The sequence below is a fragment of the Clostridium thermobutyricum DSM 4928 genome, from assembly GCF_002050515.1.
Taxonomy (GTDB): domain Bacteria; phylum Bacillota; class Clostridia; order Clostridiales; family Clostridiaceae; genus Clostridium; species Clostridium thermobutyricum.
In genome coordinates this window covers 56,381-78,350 of sequence record NZ_LTAY01000081.1, presented here as the reverse complement: position 1 = coordinate 78,350, position 21,970 = coordinate 56,381, and the positions used below count along the sequence as shown (strand labels likewise).

20 protein-coding genes and 1 pseudogene are annotated in these 21,970 nt (G+C 26.3%); 17 read left to right on the top strand and 4 right to left on the bottom strand.

Going from position 1 to position 21,970, the window contains the following annotated elements; genetic code table 11:
* The first annotated feature begins 91 nt into the window (after nucleotides 1-91).
* From CLTHE_RS13890 to CLTHE_RS13830, 12 genes and pseudogenes are all read left to right on the top strand, one after another.
* Nucleotides 92-1,885: a WG repeat-containing protein gene (locus tag CLTHE_RS13890; protein ID WP_143324084.1), complete on the top strand. Its 1,794-nt coding sequence runs from the start codon at nucleotides 92-94 to the stop codon at nucleotides 1,883-1,885.
* 201 nt (nucleotides 1,886-2,086) lie between these two features.
* The gene (locus CLTHE_RS13885) at nucleotides 2,087-3,973 is read left to right on the top strand and encodes a BglG family transcription antiterminator (RefSeq protein ID WP_080023981.1); all 1,887 of its coding nucleotides are present in this window, start codon (nucleotides 2,087-2,089) and stop codon (nucleotides 3,971-3,973) included.
* A gap of 12 nt (nucleotides 3,974-3,985) precedes the next feature.
* Complete coding sequence (gene ypdE, locus CLTHE_RS13880; protein WP_080023980.1) at nucleotides 3,986-5,038, top strand: aminopeptidase; 1,053 nt, start codon at nucleotides 3,986-3,988, stop codon at nucleotides 5,036-5,038.
* Nucleotides 5,039-5,041: 3 nt separating this feature from the next.
* Nucleotides 5,042-5,365, top strand: coding sequence for a PTS sugar transporter subunit IIA (locus CLTHE_RS13875; protein ID WP_080023979.1), 324 nt, complete (start codon nucleotides 5,042-5,044; stop codon nucleotides 5,363-5,365).
* Nucleotides 5,365-5,700, top strand: coding sequence for a PTS sugar transporter subunit IIB (locus CLTHE_RS13870; RefSeq protein ID WP_080023978.1), 336 nt, complete (start codon nucleotides 5,365-5,367; stop codon nucleotides 5,698-5,700). The genes CLTHE_RS13875 and CLTHE_RS13870 overlap by 1 nt, the downstream gene beginning before the upstream one ends.
* A gap of 29 nt (nucleotides 5,701-5,729) precedes the next feature.
* On the top strand, nucleotides 5,730-7,052 hold the full coding sequence (locus tag CLTHE_RS13865; RefSeq protein ID WP_080023977.1) for a PTS sugar transporter subunit IIC: 1,323 nt from the start codon (nucleotides 5,730-5,732) through the stop codon (nucleotides 7,050-7,052).
* 85 nt (nucleotides 7,053-7,137) lie between these two features.
* Complete coding sequence (locus CLTHE_RS13860) at nucleotides 7,138-8,208, top strand: aminopeptidase P family protein (protein WP_080023976.1); 1,071 nt, start codon at nucleotides 7,138-7,140, stop codon at nucleotides 8,206-8,208.
* 1 nt (nucleotide 8,209) lies between these two features.
* On the top strand, nucleotides 8,210-9,400 hold the full coding sequence (locus CLTHE_RS13855; protein WP_080023975.1) for a MalY/PatB family protein: 1,191 nt from the start codon (nucleotides 8,210-8,212) through the stop codon (nucleotides 9,398-9,400).
* Nucleotides 9,401-9,592: 192 nt separating this feature from the next.
* Nucleotides 9,593-10,936 (top strand): class II D-tagatose-bisphosphate aldolase, non-catalytic subunit, encoded by a 1,344-nt coding sequence (locus CLTHE_RS13850; protein WP_080023974.1) that lies wholly within the window; start codon nucleotides 9,593-9,595, stop codon nucleotides 10,934-10,936.
* A gap of 470 nt (nucleotides 10,937-11,406) precedes the next feature.
* Nucleotides 11,407-11,742 (top strand): annotated as a pseudogene (locus tag CLTHE_RS13840) (IS1595 family transposase); the annotation flags it as partial.
* Between the two features lie 250 nt (nucleotides 11,743-11,992).
* Nucleotides 11,993-12,469, top strand: a complete 477-nt coding sequence (locus CLTHE_RS13835; RefSeq protein WP_080023971.1) for a GNAT family N-acetyltransferase — start codon at nucleotides 11,993-11,995, stop codon at nucleotides 12,467-12,469.
* A 265-nt stretch (nucleotides 12,470-12,734) separates the two neighbouring features.
* Entirely contained in the window at nucleotides 12,735-13,850 is a 1,116-nt protein-coding gene (locus CLTHE_RS13830) for an AI-2E family transporter (RefSeq protein ID WP_080023970.1), read from the top strand.
* 246 nt (nucleotides 13,851-14,096) lie between these two features.
* Here the strand turns inward: CLTHE_RS13830 and CLTHE_RS13825 are convergent, their stop codons facing one another.
* The 3 genes from CLTHE_RS13825 to CLTHE_RS13815 all read right to left on the bottom strand — a co-directional run bounded on the left by CLTHE_RS13825 (nucleotide 14,097) and on the right by CLTHE_RS13815 (nucleotide 16,386).
* Nucleotides 14,097-14,279 carry a FeoB-associated Cys-rich membrane protein gene (locus CLTHE_RS13825; protein WP_080023969.1) on the bottom strand — a complete coding sequence of 61 codons (183 nt, stop codon included), beginning with the start codon at nucleotides 14,277-14,279 and terminating at the stop codon, nucleotides 14,097-14,099.
* 16 nt (nucleotides 14,280-14,295) lie between these two features.
* Entirely contained in the window at nucleotides 14,296-16,059 is a 1,764-nt protein-coding gene (feoB, locus tag CLTHE_RS13820; protein WP_080023968.1) for a ferrous iron transport protein B, read from the bottom strand.
* A 108-nt stretch (nucleotides 16,060-16,167) separates the two neighbouring features.
* Entirely contained in the window at nucleotides 16,168-16,386 is a 219-nt protein-coding gene (locus CLTHE_RS13815) for a FeoA family protein (protein ID WP_080023967.1), read from the bottom strand.
* A 221-nt stretch (nucleotides 16,387-16,607) separates the two neighbouring features.
* Here CLTHE_RS13815 and CLTHE_RS13810 point away from each other — a divergent pair, with 221 nt between their 5' ends.
* Nucleotides 16,608-17,339, top strand: a complete 732-nt coding sequence (locus tag CLTHE_RS13810; RefSeq protein WP_080023966.1) for an HAD-IB family hydrolase — start codon at nucleotides 16,608-16,610, stop codon at nucleotides 17,337-17,339.
* Between the two features lie 14 nt (nucleotides 17,340-17,353).
* Nucleotides 17,354-18,034, top strand: a complete 681-nt coding sequence (locus CLTHE_RS13805; protein ID WP_080023965.1) for a ribonuclease H-like domain-containing protein — start codon at nucleotides 17,354-17,356, stop codon at nucleotides 18,032-18,034.
* Between the two features lie 47 nt (nucleotides 18,035-18,081).
* On the opposite strand, the gene CLTHE_RS13800 is transcribed toward CLTHE_RS13805, so the two are convergent.
* On the bottom strand, nucleotides 18,082-18,936 hold the full coding sequence (locus tag CLTHE_RS13800; protein ID WP_080023964.1) for a ComEC/Rec2 family competence protein: 855 nt from the start codon (nucleotides 18,934-18,936) through the stop codon (nucleotides 18,082-18,084).
* A 105-nt stretch (nucleotides 18,937-19,041) separates the two neighbouring features.
* Here CLTHE_RS13800 and CLTHE_RS13795 point away from each other — a divergent pair, with 105 nt between their 5' ends.
* The 3 genes from CLTHE_RS13795 (at nucleotide 19,042) to CLTHE_RS13785 (ending at nucleotide 21,918) form a co-directional block, all read left to right on the top strand.
* A complete protein-coding gene (locus CLTHE_RS13795) occupies nucleotides 19,042-19,758 on the top strand; it encodes a lysophospholipid acyltransferase family protein (protein ID WP_080023963.1) in 717 nt (238 codons plus the stop codon).
* Nucleotides 19,759-20,035: 277 nt separating this feature from the next.
* Complete coding sequence (locus CLTHE_RS13790; RefSeq protein ID WP_080023962.1) at nucleotides 20,036-21,058, top strand: FAD:protein FMN transferase; 1,023 nt, start codon at nucleotides 20,036-20,038, stop codon at nucleotides 21,056-21,058.
* 11 nt (nucleotides 21,059-21,069) lie between these two features.
* Entirely contained in the window at nucleotides 21,070-21,918 is an 849-nt protein-coding gene (locus CLTHE_RS13785) for a LysR family transcriptional regulator (protein WP_080023961.1), read from the top strand.
* The last annotated feature ends 52 nt before the right edge of the window (nucleotides 21,919-21,970 follow it).

Below are 21,970 nucleotides of genomic sequence, written 5' to 3'. Positions count from 1 at the left end.
GATGTAAAGAAGTCCTAGGATACACTTTGATGTAGCCTAGGACTTTTTTATGCATATATTAATTAGTGTTAATATTTTAATGGAGAAAAATATGAGAGATATTAAAAATAAATTTAAAAGATATTTAAGAAATATGGCAATAGATAAAACACCAAAACTTTATCCAGCACTTAAAAATACTAAAGAAGGAAACCTTTATGGATATATAGATGAAACAGGAAAGATGATTATAGAGCCTAAGTTTACTACTGCATATGATTTTAATAATTGGGGATTTGCAGTAATTGAAGAAAATAATAAATGGGGTCTTATAAATACTAAAGGTGAATATAAAATTATGCCAATATATGATTATATAAGTGATTTTATAGAAAAGACTGCTTCTTTTAATAAAGGAGAGATTATGGGAGCTATAGATGAAAAAGGAGATATAATAACTAAAAGAAATTATAATTTTGTTGGGAATTTTAATGAAGGTAGAGCAGTTGTTGGGTTACCAACAAAAAATGGTGATTCTAAATATGGCTATATAGATGCTGATGGAAATGAAAGAGTAAAGATAGAACTTATTTTAGCTAATGATTTTAATGAAGGAGTAGCTATTGTTAAGTTTAATGAAGATGAATACAGCTTAATAGATAAAGAGGGAAATATTATTAATAATTATAAATATAGTTTTGTTTCTCAATATGGAGATGGATTAATGGTATTTCAAAATAAAGAAGGACTATATGGTTTTATTGATAAAGATGGAAATGAGGTAATAAAACCTATTTATAAAACTGCAAATGGTTTTGTAGATGGATTAGCTGTAGTCAGTGAAGAAGGAGAGTTTAATGGACCATTTGGGGCAATAAATAAACAAGGGAAATATGTTTATAAACCTATTTTTAGTGATATAAGACAATTAGGAGAAGAAAGAGTAGCATTAGGAATGGGGATAGGAAAAGATGAGAATATAAAAAGAAATATTTATGCTATTGGAGATACAAAAGGAAATAAGTTAACTGATTTTTTATATTTAGATGTAGGAAATTATAAAGATGGATTAGCATATGCATCAGATGAAGAAAATACTTTTTTTATAAATTCTTTAGGGGAAAAAGATATAAGACTTCCTATAGTTAGTGGAAGTGGACAATTAATTATAAAAGATAATCTTATTTATGCAGATATAGATTATTCTCCATATTATTTAGATAAAAATAAAAAAATTATTTATAAGCCAAATGATTTAATTGAGCTCGATAAACAATATAGTGTTCTTAAATTTAAATATAAGCCAAATATTAATTACTTAATTTATGTCCCAGTAATAAAAGGAGTAAAAAATAAAGAAGTACAAAATAACATAAATAAAAAATTAAAAGAGATGTCTCTGTTTATTCCAATTAATGATGAAAAGCAAACAAAAGAGTTAATTATAAATAAAGATGATGTATTAAATTATGATTATTTTGGAGATTTTTCTATAAAATATTTTAATAAAGATTTACTTGTTTTAAATCTTACAGGATATTATTATCTTTTAGGAGCAGCTCATGGAATGCCTATTTTAAAAACTCCAAGTATAAATTTAATTACAGGAGAATTCTATAATTTATCAGATCTTTTTATTCCAAGTATATATTGGGTTTCAGATATAAATAAAATAATTAAAGAAATGATAGATGAAGATAAAAAATATGAATATGTTTTTAAGGATACATTTAAAACAGTAAGATTTGATCAAGGTTTTTATATAGATAAAGAAAATTTATATATTTATTTTCCACCATATGAAATAGGTCCATATTCAGCTGGATTTATAACTTTTAAAATACCATTTTCTAAAATAGACAATATAATAAATAAAAAAGGAAGTTTTTATAAATCATTTAATTAATATAATACAATTAAATATTCGAAATAAAATAAGAAGGCTGTCTATTATATTAGGCAGCCTTTAATACAATTCATTACTTTTTTTCCAAATTAAGTGGAAAAAGATGAACTGTTCTTATATAATTAAGAAAGTTATAATAAAGACAAGGATTTGGTAATGGAAAAACAAGTTATTAAAATCCATAATAGAAGGTGAGTAAGGGTGAGAGAAAAACTAATATTAGATATGCTTAAGTCTAAAGAAAACGTTTGCGTGAAAAGCATGGCTTCAATGCTAAATGTTTCTGATAGAACTGTTAGAACAGAAATAAATTTACTAAACAAATCAGGAGAAATTAATGGATTTAAGGTAATCAACATTAGGGGAAAAGGGTATAGTCTAAAAATTAATAATGATGAGAAATTTAATAAATATATTAAAAAAATGAATAGCTTTTTTGAAGCAGATATTAATTTTGGATTAGAAGAAAGAACAAATAAAATATTAGAAATACTATTGATAAGTAATGATTATATAACTATTGATTATATAGCAGAAGTTATAGGATACAGTAGAAGTACAATAATAAAAGATTTAGAAGCAGTAGAGAAAAAGTTGAAATTCTTAGGATTAGATTTAAAAAGAAAATCTAATTTTGGATTAAAGATTATAAATGATGAAATAACAATAAGAAAATCTTTATCTACTTATTTATATAGTAATAATAGAGATTTGTTAATTGAAAATGAAAGAAACTTACAAACCTTTGGAAAAATAAAAAAGATTTTTATAGAAGAAATTGTTAAAAACAAAATTAAAATTAGTAACTTAGCAATTGAAAATATTTTTTGTCATTTAAAAATTTTAACATTAAGATTCAATAATAAAAATTTTATAAAATTAAATGAGTATGACAAATGTTTAGATTATAGATTTGAAGAAATAGCTTTAAAAATTTGTAATAGTATAGGATCTGATTTTAATATAGAAGTTCCAAAATCAGAAGTAAGTTATTTAGCTTCACAAATATATTATAAATCTAAAGTTGTTTCACAAAATGATGAAATAAAAATGAAGGCAAAACGAGATATAGAAGATATTTTAGAAAATATTGATAAAGTTAGTTATACGAACTTTTCAAGTGATATTGAACTTCAAAATAATTTATTGATTCATTTATGTGCATTAATTGATAGAGCTAGAACTAATACACAATTAAAGAATCCTTATTTTGATGAGGTTAATACAAGGTATTCAGCAATAGTGTCTATAGTAGTTAATTTTACAGATGAATTTTGTAAGAGATGGAATATGAATCTCTTAAAAGATGAAATAGCTTTTATAGCAATACATTTTGCAACTCATTTTGAGAAAGCAAGGCTAAAAGCACTTAAAAATATAAAGAGAATTGCAATAGTATGTCCTAGTGACGGAGGGATAGAATATTTCCTAAAAATAAGACTAGAAGAGGTTTTTGGAAATACAGTTATTGATAATTACACTCCTTTTAATTTAGAAGGAATAATAGAAAATAAATATGATTTTCTAATAACAAATTTAGATTTAAATTTAGATTTAAAATATCCTATCTTTAAAATAAATAATTTATTTGATGAAAATGAATTAGAAGATTTAGTTAGCAAGATTGAAAAAGATATAAGTGTTCAAAAAGGTGAAATAGAAGAAAAACTAGATGATGTTCTTTTTAAAAGAAGAAAAGGCGGAAAAGACATTAATTATAAAAACTTTTTAAGTGAAGAAGCCAAAATGCTTATTAAAATGAATATTGTTCCAGAAGATTTTGAAGAACTTGTATTATTAAGAGAAGAAAAGCTTAGTACAGCTTATAAAAATAATATAGCTGCTCCGCATGGAATTGAAATGAATGCTAAAAAAAATGTGTTAAGTGTAACTGTTTTTGATAATCCAATTGAATGGGTAGACAAAAAGATAACTATAGTAATTCTTATAGCAATGAAAAAAGGAAGTTTAAACTTACACAGAGTAATAGCTAATAAATTATTTAGGTTAATTAACGATGAAGAAGAAAGAAATGAAATTAGTAAATGTCAAAGTAGTGAAGAGTTTATAAAAGCATTTAATATATGATAGGAGAAAGAGATGAACAAGGAATTTCTTAAAAATTTAAGCAATGCAGATGCAATTGCAGCTAATGAAGGTGAAGTAAGAAATATTATGCATAAAGAGTTAAAAGACTTTTCTGATGAAGTTTTAACTGATAATTTAGGTAGCATAATTTTTAAGAAGACTGGACAAGCTGATGGACCTAAAATAATGATTTGTGCTCATATGGATGAAGTTGGCTTTATGGTTAGAAGCATAACAAAGCAAGGACAAATAATGCTTATGGAAGTTGGCGGTGTTAAACAACTATCAAAGTTTATGCAAAAGGTAAGGATAACAACAAAAGAAGGAAAAAAAATAAGTGGAATATTAAATGCTACTTATGAAAACGATAAGGGAATAAATCCTTATGTAGACATAGGAGCAGAAACAGAAGAGGAAGTAAATAGACTTGGAATAGAAATTGGGGATATGGTTACTTTTACAACAGAATTTGAAGAGTTTGAAGTAAAAGATACTGTAGTAGGAAAAGCATTTGATGATAGACTGGGTTGTTTTGTAATTGGAGAAGTAATAAAGAGATTAAAAAATGAAGAACATCCCAATATAGTTTATGGAGCTTGTACAAGTAGCGAAGAAGTTGGTATAAGAGGAGCTAAAACAGCTGCTTATAAAATAAATCCAGATGTAGTTTTTGTTGTAGATGTTGCATGTTTCTCAAATGAATTTGTAAGAGATCATAGAAATAAAAGACAAATCTCAAAAGGGATGATGTTAACTCATTTTGATAGAACTTTAGTTCCAAATAGAAATTTAATTGAATTAGTTAAAGATTCAGCTAAAAAGTTAAACAAGCCTATTCAATTAGATATGTTTTCTACAGGAGGAACAGATGGAGGCGAAGCTCACAAAGTATTTGAAGGTAAGCCAACAGTTGTAACTTGTTTACCTGTTAGATATGGTCATTGCGGTTATTCAATAGGGAATAACAAGGATATTCAAGATATGATTGATATATATGTTGAAATAATTAAAAATTTTGACATTGAAAAATATAAACAAAGTATTGGGTTTTTGGAAGGGGTATAAAAAATGAGTCAATTAGAATTAGATATTATGAATCTTATCTCTATAGCAGGAGATAGTAAAGGAAAGGCTTTTGAAGCATTAAAAAAAGTAAAAACTATGGATTTTGAAGGGGCAAAAAAATTATTAGAAGAATCAAGACAATTAGATTTAGATGCTCATAAAATTCAAACGAAATTAATAACAGATGAACTTGATCCAGAGAAGGAAAGTCAAGCAGTTTCATTGCTTATGGTTCATGCTCAAGATCATTATATGTCAAGTCAATTAGCAAGAGATTTAATTGAAACATTAATAGAAGTATTTGAAGTGCAAGGGGGAAATAAATAATGAGAATTTTATTATGTTGTGCAGGTGGATTTTCAACAAATATGTTAATGCAAAATATGAAGAAGGTTGTAAAGGAAAGTGCTAAGTTAAAGGAAGAGGATTTTAAATTTATAGCAATTCCAGCTGATACTTTAGAAAGTGAAATAGATAATTGGGATGTTGTAATGATAGGACCACAAGTTTCACACAAGGTAGATTTTATAGAAAGTATTTGTAAACCAAGAGATATACCATATTCAGTAATTGATAAAGATGTATATGGGCAAATGGATGGAGCAACAGTATTAAAGTTAGCTATCCTTACCTATAGAAAACATCAATTAGAGAAAAAATAATAAGGAGTTATTGAGAGGAGAGGGGAAATATGTTTGCAAAATTTGAAGCGTTAATGAATAAGTATATGATGCCGCTTGCTCATAAAGTAGACAAGCAAAAGCATTTAAGCTCAATAAAAGCCGCAATGGTAGCTATGACACCCTTTACTATACTTGGAAGTTTCTTTGCTATAATACCAGCACTTCCAAATATGATTGGTGAAAATAATGTTGTTAGTAAATTTATTTTAGATAATGCAGAATTACTTGACTTACCAGTTACGTTATCTATAGGCTTTATGAGTATATATGTAGTTATGTGTATATCTTATAATTTGGGTAATCATTATAAGCTTTATATACCAGGTTGTATTAGTTTAGCTACTTTTGGATTTTTATTTGTAGCAACAGAAATGGTTGATGGAAATCTTTCTTTAAAGAACTTTGGTTCAAAAGGGCTATTCTGTGCAATGTTAGTTGGACTTATAACAGTTGAATTATATAGATTCTGTAAAGAAAAGAATCTTACAATTCGTATGCCAGAAGGGGTACCAGATTTCGTATCAAAATCTTTTGAATTAATTCCAACAACAATAATAGTTGCAGGAACATTCATAGTAATTAGATGGTTATCATTACAAATATTTGATACATTACCACCACAAATATTAACAACTTTCCTTGAACCATTAGTAGGTTCAATGGATAATCCATGGTCAGTATTAGCTTTAAACTTCTGTATTTGTGTAATATTCTTCTTTGGAATTCACTCATCAGTATTTGGACCTATTACAAGACCAATAATGGCTACTTTTATTGCAGAAAACATTCAAGCTATGCAAGCAGGACAAGAATTGCCTCACTTCTATACAGCAGGAACTTCAAGTGCGTTCTTTGGATTTACTGGATGTGGAATAACAATTGGATGTGTTGTAGCATGTTTACTTTCAAAATCTAGTAGATACAGAAAGATAGGTAAAATATCTTTATTCCCATCTCTTTTTGGAATAAACGAACCAATATTATTTGGAGCACCTATTATACTAAATCCAATAATGTTTATACCATTTGTATTTGGAGGAGCTATAATAGGAACTTTACCAATGTTTATGATGCATTGGGGACTATTAGATAAGCCTTTCTTTGATCCTCCGTATGTTGGAGTATTTTTAGAAGCATTTTTAACAAATGGAGATTGGAGAATACTTATAGCGAATGGATTACAATTAGTTTTAGCAATTGCTCTGTACTGGCCATTCTTTAAGATAATGGAAAAGCAAGAAGAAAAAGAAGAGTTAGAAAGATTAGCTTCTAAGAAAGCTGATATATTCACAAGTGAAGATGAAGCTTTACTAGAGGATTTAGATTTCTAAATAATTAAAATAAAAAATATTAATAAGAGCAATATTTAACAAATAAGTTTTATATTGCTCTTTCTTTATAAGTGAGAGGTTAATTATGAAAGATAGAAGAGAAAAATTTAGAAAAATTTTATTAGAAAAAAATAAAGATGCAATTTTAATAAAAGGTAAAGAAAATAAAAAATATATAGGAGCATTAACTGGAAGTGGAGTTAAAGTTCTTATAACTAAAGATGATATATATCAAATAATGGATGGAAGATATACAAATGAAGCTAAAGAAAATACAGAAGGGTTTAATATAATAACTCATAGTCAAGATAAAAATTATATAGAGGTAGTAAAAGAGATATTAGGGGATAAAAAAGAACTTTGTATAGAATCTTCTAATACATTAGCAAAAGAATATTTAAAGCTACAAAAAGAAGGATTTAATATAGATTTATTAGAATATGAGCTTGAATTTGAAAGAAGATGCAAAGATGAAAAAGAAATAGATTTAGTAAAAAAAGCATGTGAAATAACAGATAAAGTATTTGAAGAATGCTTAAAAGAAATAAAAGTGGGAATGAAAGAAATAGAATTATCAGCTCTTATACAATATTTATCATTAAAAAATGGAGCTTCAAGTATGGCTTTTGACACAATAGTTGCAAGTGGTACTAGAGGAGCAATGCCTCATGGAAGACCAACTGAAAAAGAATTTAAAAAAGGTGAATTTATAACTATTGATTTTGGAGTTGTTTATAAAGGATATCAATCTGATATGACTAGAACTATTTGTATTGGAGAACCAAAGGAAGAGCTTAGAAAAATATATAACATAGTTTTAGAAGCTCAAGAAAAAGGAGTTCAATTTATAAAAAAGGGCGTAAAAGGAAAAGAAGTAGATAATTATGTTAGAAAAATAATTGAGGGTTATGGCTATGGAGAATATTTTACTCATGGATTAGGACATGGAATGGGAATAGGTGGTGGAGAGTTCCCTATTCTTAATAAGAGAAGTGAAACAATCTTAGAAGAAGGAATGATAATGAGTTGTGAGCCAGGAATATATATTCCTTCTTTAGGTGGAGTAAGAATTGAAGATGATGTAGCAATAATAAATGGTAAAGGTGTTCCTTTAAATAAAACAACTAAAAAATTAATTATTTTGGAGGCAAAATAAAATGAAATATGATTTTGATAAAGTTATAAATAGAAAGCTTAGTAAATGTCGTAAATGGGATAATAAAATTTTAGAAGAAAAGTTTGGATTAGCAGAAGATGCAATACCTATGGATATTGCAGAATTAGATTTTCCTTGTTCACCTTATATAACAAAAGCAATAGTAGATAGAGCTAGCTTAGGAGAGTATGGATATACTTACACTTATGATGAATATTATGATGCAGTTATAAATTGGAATAAGAGAAGATTTAATGCTCATATAGAAAAGGATTGGATTAAATTAGTTTTTGGAACTTGTAGTGCATTACATTATATAGTTCAGTGTTTTTGTGAAAAAGGAGAAGCTGTAATGATAAATACTCCAGCTTATGATCCTTTTGCAGAAGCTGTAAAAATGGGAGATGCAAAGCTTATTTGTAATACTTTAAAGATTAAGGATATGAAATATTATTTAGACTTTGAAGAGATGGAAAAACAAATAGTAGAAAATAAAGTTAAATTATTTATTTTCTGTAGTCCACAAAATCCTAGTGGAAGAGTTTGGACAAAAGAAGAATTAGATAAGTTAAGTAAGATTTGTATTAAGCATAATGTACTTTTAGTTTGTGATGAAATTCATAGAGATATAGTGTTTAAAAGAGAAGAATTTACAACACTTTGGAATGCTAATGATGAGATATGGAAAAATAGTATAATGTGTATTTCACCAAATAAAGGCTTTAATTTAGGAGGGCTTAAATCTTCTTATTTAGTTATAAGAAATGAAGAAATAAGAGAAAAGATGCTTAATTATCTTAAAAAAGTTTATGTGACAAGCCCACATGTTTTTGCAGTTCCAGCAATTATTGCAGCTTATAATGAAAGTGAAGAATGGCTAGATGAAGCAACTAAATATATAGCAGAAAACTTTGAAATTTTATATAAATGGTTTGAAAAACATATGCCAAAAGCAAAAGTAATGAAATCTGATTCTAGCTTTTTAGCTTGGATAAACATTGAGGAAGTATTTAAAGATGAAAAAGAGTTAAAAGAGTTTTTTGACAAGGCAAATGTTTCAATGGTAGTTGGAAGTTATTTTGTTAAAGATGGTTTAGGATGGGTTAGATTAAATATAGGAACACCTAAGAAAATTCTTTTAGAAGTTTTAAGTAGATTGGAAAAGGTTATTAATAAAAAAGATTATATATAAATTTAAGTAAAAAATTTAATGGAATAAATAATTAAATTTTTTATAAAGAAATAAAAATATGTTGGTATGTTTATTAGAGATATTGCTAAGCATGTCAAATAGCTTAGGTAATAAGCATTTCTATATAAATAAAATAATAGGTTATATTAATGTTTTAAAATTTTGAGAATTATATGAGGAGTGAGTTAGTTTATGTTATTGAAAGTTAAAGAACATCCAATAAGAGAGTTAGTTAATAGATATAAAAATGGAGAAAATGTAGGAATATTTTCAGTTTGCACTTCAAATGAGTATGTTATAGAAGCAGCTATGGAAAGAGTTATAGATAAAGATTTAGATTTGTTAATTGAATCTACTGCAAATCAAGTAAATCAAGATGGCGGATATACTGGAATGCAACCAAAAGATTTTGTAAATTATGTTTATAAAATTGCAGATAAAGTGAATTTTCCTAAAGATAGAATAATATTAGGTGGAGACCATTTAGGTCCATTAACATGGACTAAACTTGTTCAAGAAGAAGCAATGGAAAAAGCTAAAGTTTTAATAAGAGATTATGTATTAGCTGGTTTTACTAAAATTCATATAGATACAAGTATGCCTATATATGATGATTTAGAAAAAGGTGTATTTGGAGATGATTTAATAGCTGAAAGAGCAGCAATCCTTTGTAATGTAGCAGAGATAGCATATAGAGAGCTTTTAAAAACAAATGAAGATGCAATACATCCAATTTATGTTGTAGGAAGTGAAGTTCCAGTTCCAGGAGGAGTACAAGCAGAAGAGGCTGAAGAAGAAATAGAAAATGGAATAAAGGTTACAAGAGTAGAAGATTTCAAAAATACAGTAGAAGTTTTCAAGAAGAAGTTTAAAGAACATGGAGTAGAAGAAGCTTTTAATTATGTTGTAGGAGTTGTTGTACAACCTGGAGTTGAATTTTCAAGTGATACTGTTTGGAAATATGAAAGAGAAAAAGCAAAAGATTTATCAAAAGCATTAAAGGAATATGATAATTTAGTATTTGAAGCTCATTCAACAGATTATCAATCTCCAAAATCATTAAGAGAAATGGTATTAGATGGATTTAATATTTTAAAAGTTGGACCAGCTTTAACTTTTGGATTTAGAGAGGCAGCTTTTGCATTAAATAAGATAGAAGAGGAAATGTTTAGATTTAGACCAGATATAGAAGAATCAAGGTTTATTCAAACTTTAGATTATAATATGGTTAAACATCCTGAAAATTGGATTAAACATTATTCAGGAACTTCTGAAAATATTAGATTTTCAAGAATGTATAGTCTTTCAGATAGATGTAGATACTATATGCCAAATGAAGAAGTAGAATATTCTTTTAATAAGATGATTAATAATTTAGATAAGGAAGAAATTCCTATAGCACTTATAAGTCAATATATGCATAATCAATATAAAAAAGTTAGAGATGGAGAGTTAAAACCAAAAGGGTTAAACTTATTAAAAGATTTTATAGGTGAATATGTAGATGATTATATATTTGCTGTAGAAGACAAATAAGAATTTATTTTAATATAATTTTATTTATTGATTTAAAAAGAAAATAAAAATAGAAAACTTTTAAGCTGTAGATTTTTACTACAGCTTTTTATTTTAATAAAATTGTCTTTCTTGCAGAAAGACATTTACAGATTTCACTCACTCTCCTTCATATAATAGTAAAAAAACTATTGATAAATGGATTACATATGCTAAATGTATGATAGCTGGATATACTCTTAAAAAATGTGATCAAGAAACTAGAATAAGTTTAGCTACATCTTTTTATTGGCGACATAAGATACTAGATGGAGTTAAAAAGTTTCTTGGAACTGGCTCTGTAGAAGGTATTGTCGAATGTGATGATACGTTTTTTCGTGAATCCTTTAAGGGGTATCATACATAAAATTCAGTATTCAAAATGCCTAGAAAAGCATATAAAAGAGGAGTTAAACCAGACCAAAATGTTCTAGCTAAAGAAAAAGAGAGGTTTAAGTAAAGAGCAAATCTCTGTAATGGTAGCCTTAGACTGCTCTAGAAATATAATTTTCGAGCCAGTAGGTAGAGGTAAAATAAGTGCTGCCGCTATTCGCAGATTATTTGAGAATAAGATAGATAGTGAAGCTATAGCTTGTACAGACTTATGTAGAAGCTTTAAAAAGTTTGCAAGAGAATCTAATTTAGAATTGGTTCAGTTGCCTAAAGGCAAGAAAAAAGAGGGTATATATCATCTACAACACGTTAATTCTTTTCATAGCAAATTAAAGAATTGGATGACTAGGTTTAATGGTGTTGCAACAAAATACCTATCCGATTATTTAGCATAGTTTAGGTGGTTAGAATATTTTAAAACAGATAAAGATATAATCAAGGTTAGAAATCTATTGATACACTCTCACACCTCGCATACAACAAGTAAAACAAATGAATTTGGATTAAGAACTATTGGGTTTTAATATAGCAATTATTTATTTTATAGAAAATTTATATTGTTTGTGGTAATATTTGTTAAACGAAGTGTTTATATCATAATTAAAATACAAATCACTTTGTTTAAAGTATGGGAGGAAGAGGTTTATGGATTATTTAAAAATAAGACAATTTAAAAGTGAGGATGCAGAAAAAATATCTCAAATAATAAAAAGAAACTTTTTAGAAGTAAATATTAAGGATTATAATTCAGAAGATATGCAACAATTATCTAATGTATATAATTCTCAAAAAGTATTAGCTATTGCAAGTTATGCACATATGTATGTTGCATGTATTAATAATACTATTGTTGGGTGTGGAGCAATTTCAAGTTATTGGGGAAAAGAAGATGAAAGTATTTTGCTAACTATATTTGTATTGCCAGAGCTACATGGAAAAGGTATTGGAAGCGAAATAATTAGTACTCTAGAAAATGATGAGTATTTTTTAAGAGCAAAAAGAATTGAAATTCCATCATCAATTACTGGTTGTGAGTTTTATAGAAAAAAGGGCTATGATTTCAAAAATGGAATTAAAGAACTAGATGAAGAAAATCATTATAGACTTGAAAAATTTAGATAACTTACGTAATTTTATTAGAAGAGCAACACGAGTGTTGCTCTTTTATTGTTGTCTAATAACTTATGAGAACATTAATATATTTTAGTTTAGATTAAAAAAATTAGTTAAAGTTAATAATTTCAATATAAGTAAAAATAGAATAAGTTAGTAACTTTAAAATTTATAAAATATGAATAAATTTAATGAATAATTAATAAAAGATGATTAAATATTTAAGGTAAAATATGTTATACTTAGATAAAGAAAATTAAGAAAGGGTGGGGAAATGTTAAGAAAAAATATTAGATATTTAGATATTCTAATTTTTGTAATTGTTGCAGTTATTGGATATAAAATAGTAGATAATTATGATGTATATTTATCTTTCTTTAAAAAGCTACTGACTATTATAAGTCCATTTATATATGCCCTTATAATAGCATATATATTAAATCCAATAATGAAACTCTTTGAAAAAAGATTAAAATTAAAAAGAGGACCAGCAGTAGGATTAACATATTTACTTTTTATAGGGATTTTATTTATAATAGGGCTTTTTGTAATACCAACTTTAATAGATAGTATTGTCTCTATAGCAAAAGAAGTACCAAACTATGTGGAGACAGTACAAGGATGGATAAATACAGCTCTTAAAGATGAAAGATTATTTACTCTTGTAAATGATGCAGGTGTACTTCAAACTATAACAAGTTTATCTAGTAAAATAGGAGTAATTATTGTAAATATATTAGAAGGTTCAGCAACATCATTATTAAATATAACAGCAAATGTTGTTATGGTTGGTTTTGGATTTTTAGTTTCTATATATGTGCTTTTAGATAAAGAAAGACTTATATATAATACTAAATTACTTTTAGGTTTAATAATTGGAGAAAAGTATTCACTTAAAGTTTTAGAGGCACTAAGACTTTATCATAAAATGATAGGAATATATATTGGAACAAAAGCATTAGATTCTCTTATAATAGCAATAATTTCTTTAGTGGGACTTATTATTTTAAAAGCCCCATATGCAATTTTACTTGCTTTAATAGTTGGATTTACAAATATGATTCCGTACTTTGGACCTTTTATAGGAGAAATAGTAGCAGCAGGAGTATGTATATTTGTTTCACCTTGGAAAGCTTTAGCAGTATTTATATTCCTTTTAGCAGTACAACAATTTGATGCATGGTATTTAGATCCAAAGCTAATAGGTGGAAAAGTTGGAGTTAGACCATTTTTTATAATACTTGGAGTAACAATTGGAGGAGGATTCTTTGGGGCGGTAGGAATGCTTTTAGCATCACCAACAATTGCTACATTAAAAGTATATTATGATAGAAAAATGTACAAGTATACATCAGAGCATAAAGAATTTGTAAGTAGATTACAAGAATAAAAAAACACTCAGAAAAGTTTTCTTTTCTGAGTATTTTTATTTATATAAATTTTAGAGTATTGAGAGTATTTTTAAACCTTTTCAAAATGTCTTTAATAAAGTATATGGAAAATAGATTAAATTTAAAACTAAGAATGAGAAATTTTAAAGTATTAATTTAAAAAATACATAGTGCTATTAACATTAAAAAGATATTTTAAAAATAAGTATAAAAAAGTGTCCCAAAATTATTTTGAGACACTTTTTTTATTTATCTTTTTTATCTAAGGTGATATTACAGCTTCCGTTAGTCATATTTCTAGAAGCACAATTAGATTTTGAGCAACCTCCACAATTACAACCACCTTTAGCTGATTTCTTTATGTTTTTATATATTATGAAAATTGAGAATGCAACTATTAAAGCTGCAATAATTATTTGAACTACCATAATTAAAACCTTCTTTCTACATTATAAGTGAACCTATTCCGAATACTATTAATGAAACTACCCAAGCTAATGTAGTTTGGAATACGAATGAGAAAGTAGTAAGTTTTGCACCATATTCTTTTTTCATTGCTCCAATAGTTGAAATACAAGGAACATAAAGTAATACAAATACAAGGAATGAATAAGCTGAAACTGCAGTAAAGAATGTTGGTAATACTGTGTTTAAATCTCCAGCATAAACTATTTGCATTGTAGATATTACTGATTCCTTTGCAAGTAAACCAGAAAGAAGTGAAACAGCTGATTGCCAGTTTCCAAATCCAAGTGGAGCAAATATTGGTGATATAAATTGTCCAATTTGAGCTAAGAAGCTACTATTTACATCAGCAGCCATACCACTTGCATTAAAGTTTGATAAGAACCATATTAAAACGCTCATTGCAAATATAAGTGTTCCTGCTTTCTTTAAGAAAGATTTACATTTTTCCCAAACTTGTAGAGCAATTGAACTTAATTGAGGCATACTATATGAAGGAAGCTCAATTATAAAAGGCTCTTCTTGTTTTTTGAAAAGTGTTTTCTTAAATATTACACCAAGTATAAAAGCAATAAATACACTTAAGAAGTAAAGTGATGCAACTATTAATCCTTGATGTTCTTTAAAGAATATAGAAACAAAAACTGAATAAATTGCAAGTCTTGCATTACAAGACATTAATGGAACTAAAAGTGCTGTTAGCTTTCTATCTTTTTCACTTTCAAGAGTTCTTGCAGACATTATAGCAGGAACATTACATCCAAATCCAATTATTAAAGGAATAAATGCTTTACCTGAAAGTCCCATTTTTCTCATTATTTTATCCATTAAAAATGCTACTCTAGCCATATAACCACTTTCTTCTAAGAAAGTTATACAAGCAAAAAGAGTAAGAATAACAGGTAGTAAAACTATAATACTACCAACACCAGCTACTATACCATCAACTAATAAAGAACTAAACCAAGGTGAAGTTCCTGAAAGTAAATGGCTTAGGTAAGGAATTAAACTATCATTTAAAAGTCCATCTAACCAATCAGAAATTGGTTGTCCAACCCAAGCGAAAGTAAGCTGGAACATAAGGGCTATAGCTACTATAAATATAGGAAAAGCTAAGATAGGATGTAAAATAAACTTATCTAACTTTTCAGAAATTGGTTTTTTTATAGAAGCAGACTTATTAATTGATTTTTTTAAAGTGTTTTCAATAAATTTATAAGCTTCTTTTTCAGATTTAAAATCAAATCTTTCATTTGAAATAGAGTTTTCCCATTTTTTATTCTCTATAATGTCTGTAAGCTCTTTTAATCCGCTTTTTTTAGCAGCAGATATAGGTACTACCGTAACATCCATTTCAGATGAAAGTTTCTCAAAATCAATTTCGAATCCGTTGCTTTCTAAAACATCTATCATATTAATAGCTAATATTATTGGCTTATTAAATTTTTTTAATTGAGTTGTTAAATAAAGATTTCTATCTAATTTTGAACCATCAACTATATTTAATATAACATCTACATCATCTCTTAAAAGAAATTCTTTAGATACTATTTCTTCGTTAGAGAAAGTATCCATAGCGTAGATACCAGGCAAGTCTACTATCTTTATATCCTTAAAATATCCTTCTTTTTTTTCAACTGTAACACCAGGCCAGTTCCCAACATATTGATTAGAACCAGTCAAAGCGTTAAAAAGGGTAGTTTTCCCTACGTTAGGGTTACCCAGTAAAGCAACTGTAGTCATTATTAAATCTCCTCCAATATCTTTTGTAAAAATTGCCGTTTCATAAAAAATATATTTCTGAATATTATTTTAAAATTTAAAACTATATCTATAGAAAAATATTTATTTCTAAGCTAAAATTATATTTTTTGCATCATTTTTTCTTATAGCTAAATCGAATCCTCTGAAAGTAATTATTAATGGGTCTTTAAAAGGAGAACGAGCTTTTAATTTAACTTCTGTTCCTTCTAAGCAACCAAGAGCTAAAAGTCTTTTAGCTAGTTTTTCATTTCCACTAATAGATTGGATTACTCCAGATTGTCCAATTTTTAAATCGCTTAAACTCATATTACGCACCTCACAATGAAAATCACTATCATATTTCTTAATTTCAATATACGCCAAATGATAACAATTGTCAATAAAAAGTTTCTGAAAGATGAATAAAAAAAATAAAATAAGAAAATAATAAATAGTTAAAGAAAGAATAATATTTTTTATTAAGTTTATGAGATAATATAAACAATAAAAATCTTATAAAGAATTTATATACTAAGGAGGAAGTGGATATGGAAAAAAGAATAGCAGCATTTTTTGATATAGATGGGACTTTATATAGAGAAGGTTTAATAACAGAAGTATTCAAAAAAATGATAAGATATGAAATTATAGAGCAAGAAAGATGGTTTAATGATGTAAAACCTGAGTATACTAAATGGGATAAGAGACAAGGTGATTATGATAATTATCTTTTAAAAATGATTGAAATATATATGGAAGCTATAAAAGGGCTTACAAAAGACCAAATAGAATTCATAGCAAATAGAGTTATTGAACAAAAAGGTGATAGAGTGTATACTTTTACTAGAGATAGAATAAAATGGCATAAGGAGCAAAATCATCTTTTAATAACTATTTCAGGTTCACCAAGTGAGCTTGTTCGTGAAATGGCAAATAAATATGGTTTTGATGACTATAAAGGTGCTGTATATATTGTAGATGAAGAAGATAAATATACTGGTGATGTTATACCAATGTGGGATAGCGAAAGCAAAGAAAAAGCTATAAATGAACTAGTAGAAAAATATAATATAGACCTTTCTAAAAGTTATGCATATGGAGATACAGCTGGTGATTATACTATGTTTAAAAAGGTTGAAAATCCATTTTGCATGAATCCAACTAAAGAATTATTAAAAAAAGTTTTAGAAGATGAAGAGTTAAAAGAAAAAATAAATGTTATAGTTGAGAGAAAAGATGTAACTTATAAGTTAAAGGTAGATGATATTCAATTTAATTAGAAAAGAGTGATACTGTGATAATAAAAGAGAATCGGATAGAGATAGATGATGTTAGCCAAGAGTTTATGTTAGAAAGTGATGAGAATATAGGAGTTGAAGATGTTATATTTTTTGATTTAGAGCATTATGTATATAAAAAACCAAAATGTATTGGTGTTTTTGGAGCATGTGTATATGAAAAAGAAAGTAGAACTCTTTTAACTACTCAATATATGATTGAAAATAAAAGAGAGATAAAAGATCTCTTAAAATTAGCTTTGAAATATTTCAAGGATATGAAAGAAAAAGGAAAGAGGGCTATATCAACTTTTTCTGGAAACAACGATTTTACAGTAATCAACTATTTATTTAATAAGTATAAGATAGAATTTGATTTTGAAGATGAATTTAATTCAATAGATTTACAGAAGTACTATGAAAGAGAAATGGGAACCTCAATAGGACTTAAAAATCTGGAGAAAATATTTAATATTCATAGGCAAGGTGAAGTTATTAGTGGTTCTAACTTAGCTAAAACCTTTTATAAAGTCTTAAAAGATTCAGACTATATAAAAAGAATGCCTTATGAAAAAATAGAAAAAATTCTATTATACAATGAGCAAGATGTTGTTAATCTTTATTATATCTTTTTAAATTGGAAAAAATATATAACAAAAGAAGATAAAGAGGAAGACGAAAAAGAATTAGAAAGTTAAAAATAGTTAGATTAAGAGAGTGCTAAAATATTTAGCACTCTTTTAATTTACTTAAGTTTTTTAATTTCAATTCCATTGCTTATTAAAGTTATAGTAGAATCTTTATCTGTTCTGAATAATTTTATATTAAAAGAATTTAATAAATCTAGTACTTTTTTATGAGGATGACCATAGGAATTATTTTCTCCTAAAGAAGCAATAGCTATAGAAGGAGTAACTTTTTCTAAAAATTCTTTTGTTGTAGATGTTTTGGAGCCATGGTGACCAAGCTTTAATACATCTGAATCTATTGGATAGTTTTTACTTAATACATAATTTATGTTTTCTTTTTCTGCATCTCCAGTAAATAAAAATGAATTATCTTTAAATTGTATTTTAATTATAGGAGAGTAATTATTTAAATTATCATCTTTTAAATTTTCTTTAGGAGAAAAAACAGATACTTGAGTATTTTTTCCTAAGTCTATTGAGGAAGTACCATCTTTAAGAATATTTATTTTTAAATTTTTTCTTTTTAAAGCTTTAATCATTTTTTCAAATGATGTAGTGGTAGTTGTTACTTTAGGTGCATAAAACTTATTAATTTCAAATAAATCTATTATTTCATCCATGTTTCCAATATGATCTTCATGGGGATGAGTTGAAATTAAATAATCTATTTTATTTATGTTTAAGTCATTTAAGTATTTAATAATTTTATTTTCAGCTGTTCTAGAACCAGAATCTATAAGCATATTCATTCCATTTACCTGAATTAAAGTAGAATCTCCTTGACCTACATCAAAATAATGAACTACTAAATAATTATCATTATTTAAAGGAATACTATTTGAACATGAAAAAAATAAAAATACAAATAATAACGAAAAAATAAAGTATAGCAATTTAAATTTTGATTTCATAAATTTCTCCTAATTTTTTATTATATTATAATTATGTCCAAAATATTAAATTTGCGTTAATTTTATTTACATATTATAATTAAATAAAAATTATGAGGTGAAGATATGAGAGTAATAAAATTTATAAGATATGGTTTTTGTATGATAAGTCTTTGGGCAAAAAGCTTTAAATTTAATAAAATAAAAAAGAAATTTGGAGAAGAAGAAGCTTTTAAATATGCACAAAAAGTATTTTTAAAATGGAGTGAAGATACATTAAAAATAATAGGAATAGAAGTAGAAATTCATGGAAAAGAAAATATTCCAAATGAAACATGTGCTTTTGTTGGAAATCATCAAAGTATCTTAGACATACCAGTTTTAAAAACTGCTCTTCATGATAAGATGATTGGTTTTATAGCTAAAAAAGAAGCATTAGAATATCCTATTTTAGGTTTTTGGATAAAGAATACAAACTGTGTTCCATTAGATAGAGATAATCCTAGAGAAGCAATAAAGGTTATATCAAAAGGAGCACAATACATAAAAGATGGATATAATATGGTTATATTTCCAGAGGGAACTAGATCTAAAGATGGACAAGTTCATGAATTTAAAAAAGGAAGTGCAAAGCTTGCAACAAAAGCAAAAGCACCAGTTGTTCCATTTTCAATAGATGGAACATCAAAATGTTTTGAAGATAATAGAAGCTTTAGAGAAGGAAAAGTTACTATTGTATTTGGAAAACCTGTTTATACTAATGAGATAAGTAAAGAAGAAGAAAAAAATCTTTCAGAATATTTAGAAGAAAGAGTAAAAGAAAATTTAATAAAAGTAAATTAGAAATAAATATTATTATTATTTATATTATGTAAAAGGCTTTTTCAAAATGAAAAAGCCTTTTTTATTAAATTAAAAATTAATAAAGAGATAATTTTTAATTTAGAACAATATAATATAGAATTTTATTTATTTCTATAAAATAATTTATATTAAAAAGATATTTCGCAAAATAATATTATAAAATTAAATAAAATATATAAAAATGTTGCAAAAAGTTTACAAAAGATATAAAATATTAACATAGAATAAAGTTAAAGAAAAATTAATAGGGGGAGATATGAAAAAGTTATTTTTAGTAGTTAGCATTTTAATTTTTTCTTTAGGTTTAGTCGCGTGTGGCAGTAAAGAAAAAGAAGAAGCTAAGTCAAAGACAGAGTTATTTATGGGAACTGTTGTAAATATAAAAATATTTGATGGAGATGAATACGTTTTAGATAAAGCTTTTAATAGAGTAAAAGAAATTGAAGATTTAGTTAGTATAAATAAAGTTGGAACAGAGTTGGACAAGCTAAATGAAAATGCAGGAATTCAAAGTGTAAAACTAAGTGATGATAGCTTTTACATAATAAAAAAGGGTATTGAGTATTCGAAACTTTCAAATGGGGGATATGACATAAGTATAGGACCTTTAGTAAAGCTTTGGAGTATAGGACTTCCAGAGGCTAAAGTTCCAAGTGAAGATGAGATAAAAGAAAAGCTTACAAAAATAAATTATAAAGATGTAGAGATAAATGAGGAAACAAAAGAAATTTTCTTAAAGAAAAAGGGGATGATGTTAGATTTAGGGAGTATAGCAAAAGGATATACTGCAGATGAAATTGTAAAGATTTTAAAAGAAGAAGGGGTAAAAAAGGCAGTAGTTGATTTAGGTGGTAATGTTTATGTTTTAGGAGAAAAAGAAAAGGACAAGCCATGGAAAATAGGAATACAAAATCCATTTTCAGATAGAGGTGATGTTGTAGGAGCAATTTATGTAAAAGATAAATCTATTGTTACAACAGGAATATATGAGAGATTTTTAGAAAAAGGGGATAAAAAATATCATCATATATTAAATCCTAAAACAGGATATCCATATGAAAGTGAAATAGCAGGGGTAACTATAATTTCTGATAAATCTATAGACGGAGATGCGCTTTCAACTTTGGTATTTACAAAAGGGATAAATGAGGGGATGAAATTTATAAATAATTTAGAAGGGGTAGATGCAATATTTATTGATGTTAACAAGAACATTTATTTAACGGATGGTATAGAGGATAAATTTGAGCTTATAAACAAAGATTTTAAAGAAAAATAAGAGGGAAATTTATGAATATAGAAAGTTTAAGATACTTTTATGATGTTGTGGAGTTTAAAAGCATATCAAAAGTTGCAAAAAATTCTCATATATCTCAACCAGCTCTTAGTCATCAGCTTTTTAAATTAGAAAGAGAATTTAATGGAAAGCTTTTAGAAAGAAGTAATAAAGGAGTAGAGATAACACAAAAAGGAGAAGTAGTATATCAATATGCTAAAAAGATATTAGAATTATATGACCTTTTACATAAAGAGGTTAATAATGAAGGAATAGATAAAAATAGGTTAGATATAACTAATACAAGTATTTATTCTAATAGTATTTTTTTAGCTATTGCAGGGCAATTTGGGAGTATATTTAACAATTATAATGTTAATATGAATATGGAATTTATAAATGGAGAGGGACTATTAATAAATAAAAAATCAGATATAATAATTGGAAATGAAAAATTAGAAGACAAAAATATAAAATCTGAATATGTAGGGTCAGATAAGCTAGTATTAATTAGTAGAAAAAATATGACTAAAGAAGAATTAAAAGAAAGCAAAATTGGACTTTTAGATGATAAATTTACTAAAGAAATTGAAAAGAAATTAAAAGCTGAAAAAGTAGAGGTAGGTTTGAAAAGTAATTCTTTAAGTACAATATTAGCATTTTTAGAAAGTGATAATACATATGCACTAGTTCCGTATTCAGATGTTAGAGAAAGAGTTTTAAAAGGAGAACTTATAGTTCAAAATTTTGGTGAATATGAAATAGAATATAATCTTTATATCTCTTATAGAAAAGATATAGATGATAAATTAAGAGCCAAGATTAGATTATTAAAAGAAAAATTATTTAAAATATTAAAATAATAGCACTTTAAATATGAAAGGGGGTCATATAAAAAAGTTATATATAATGAAA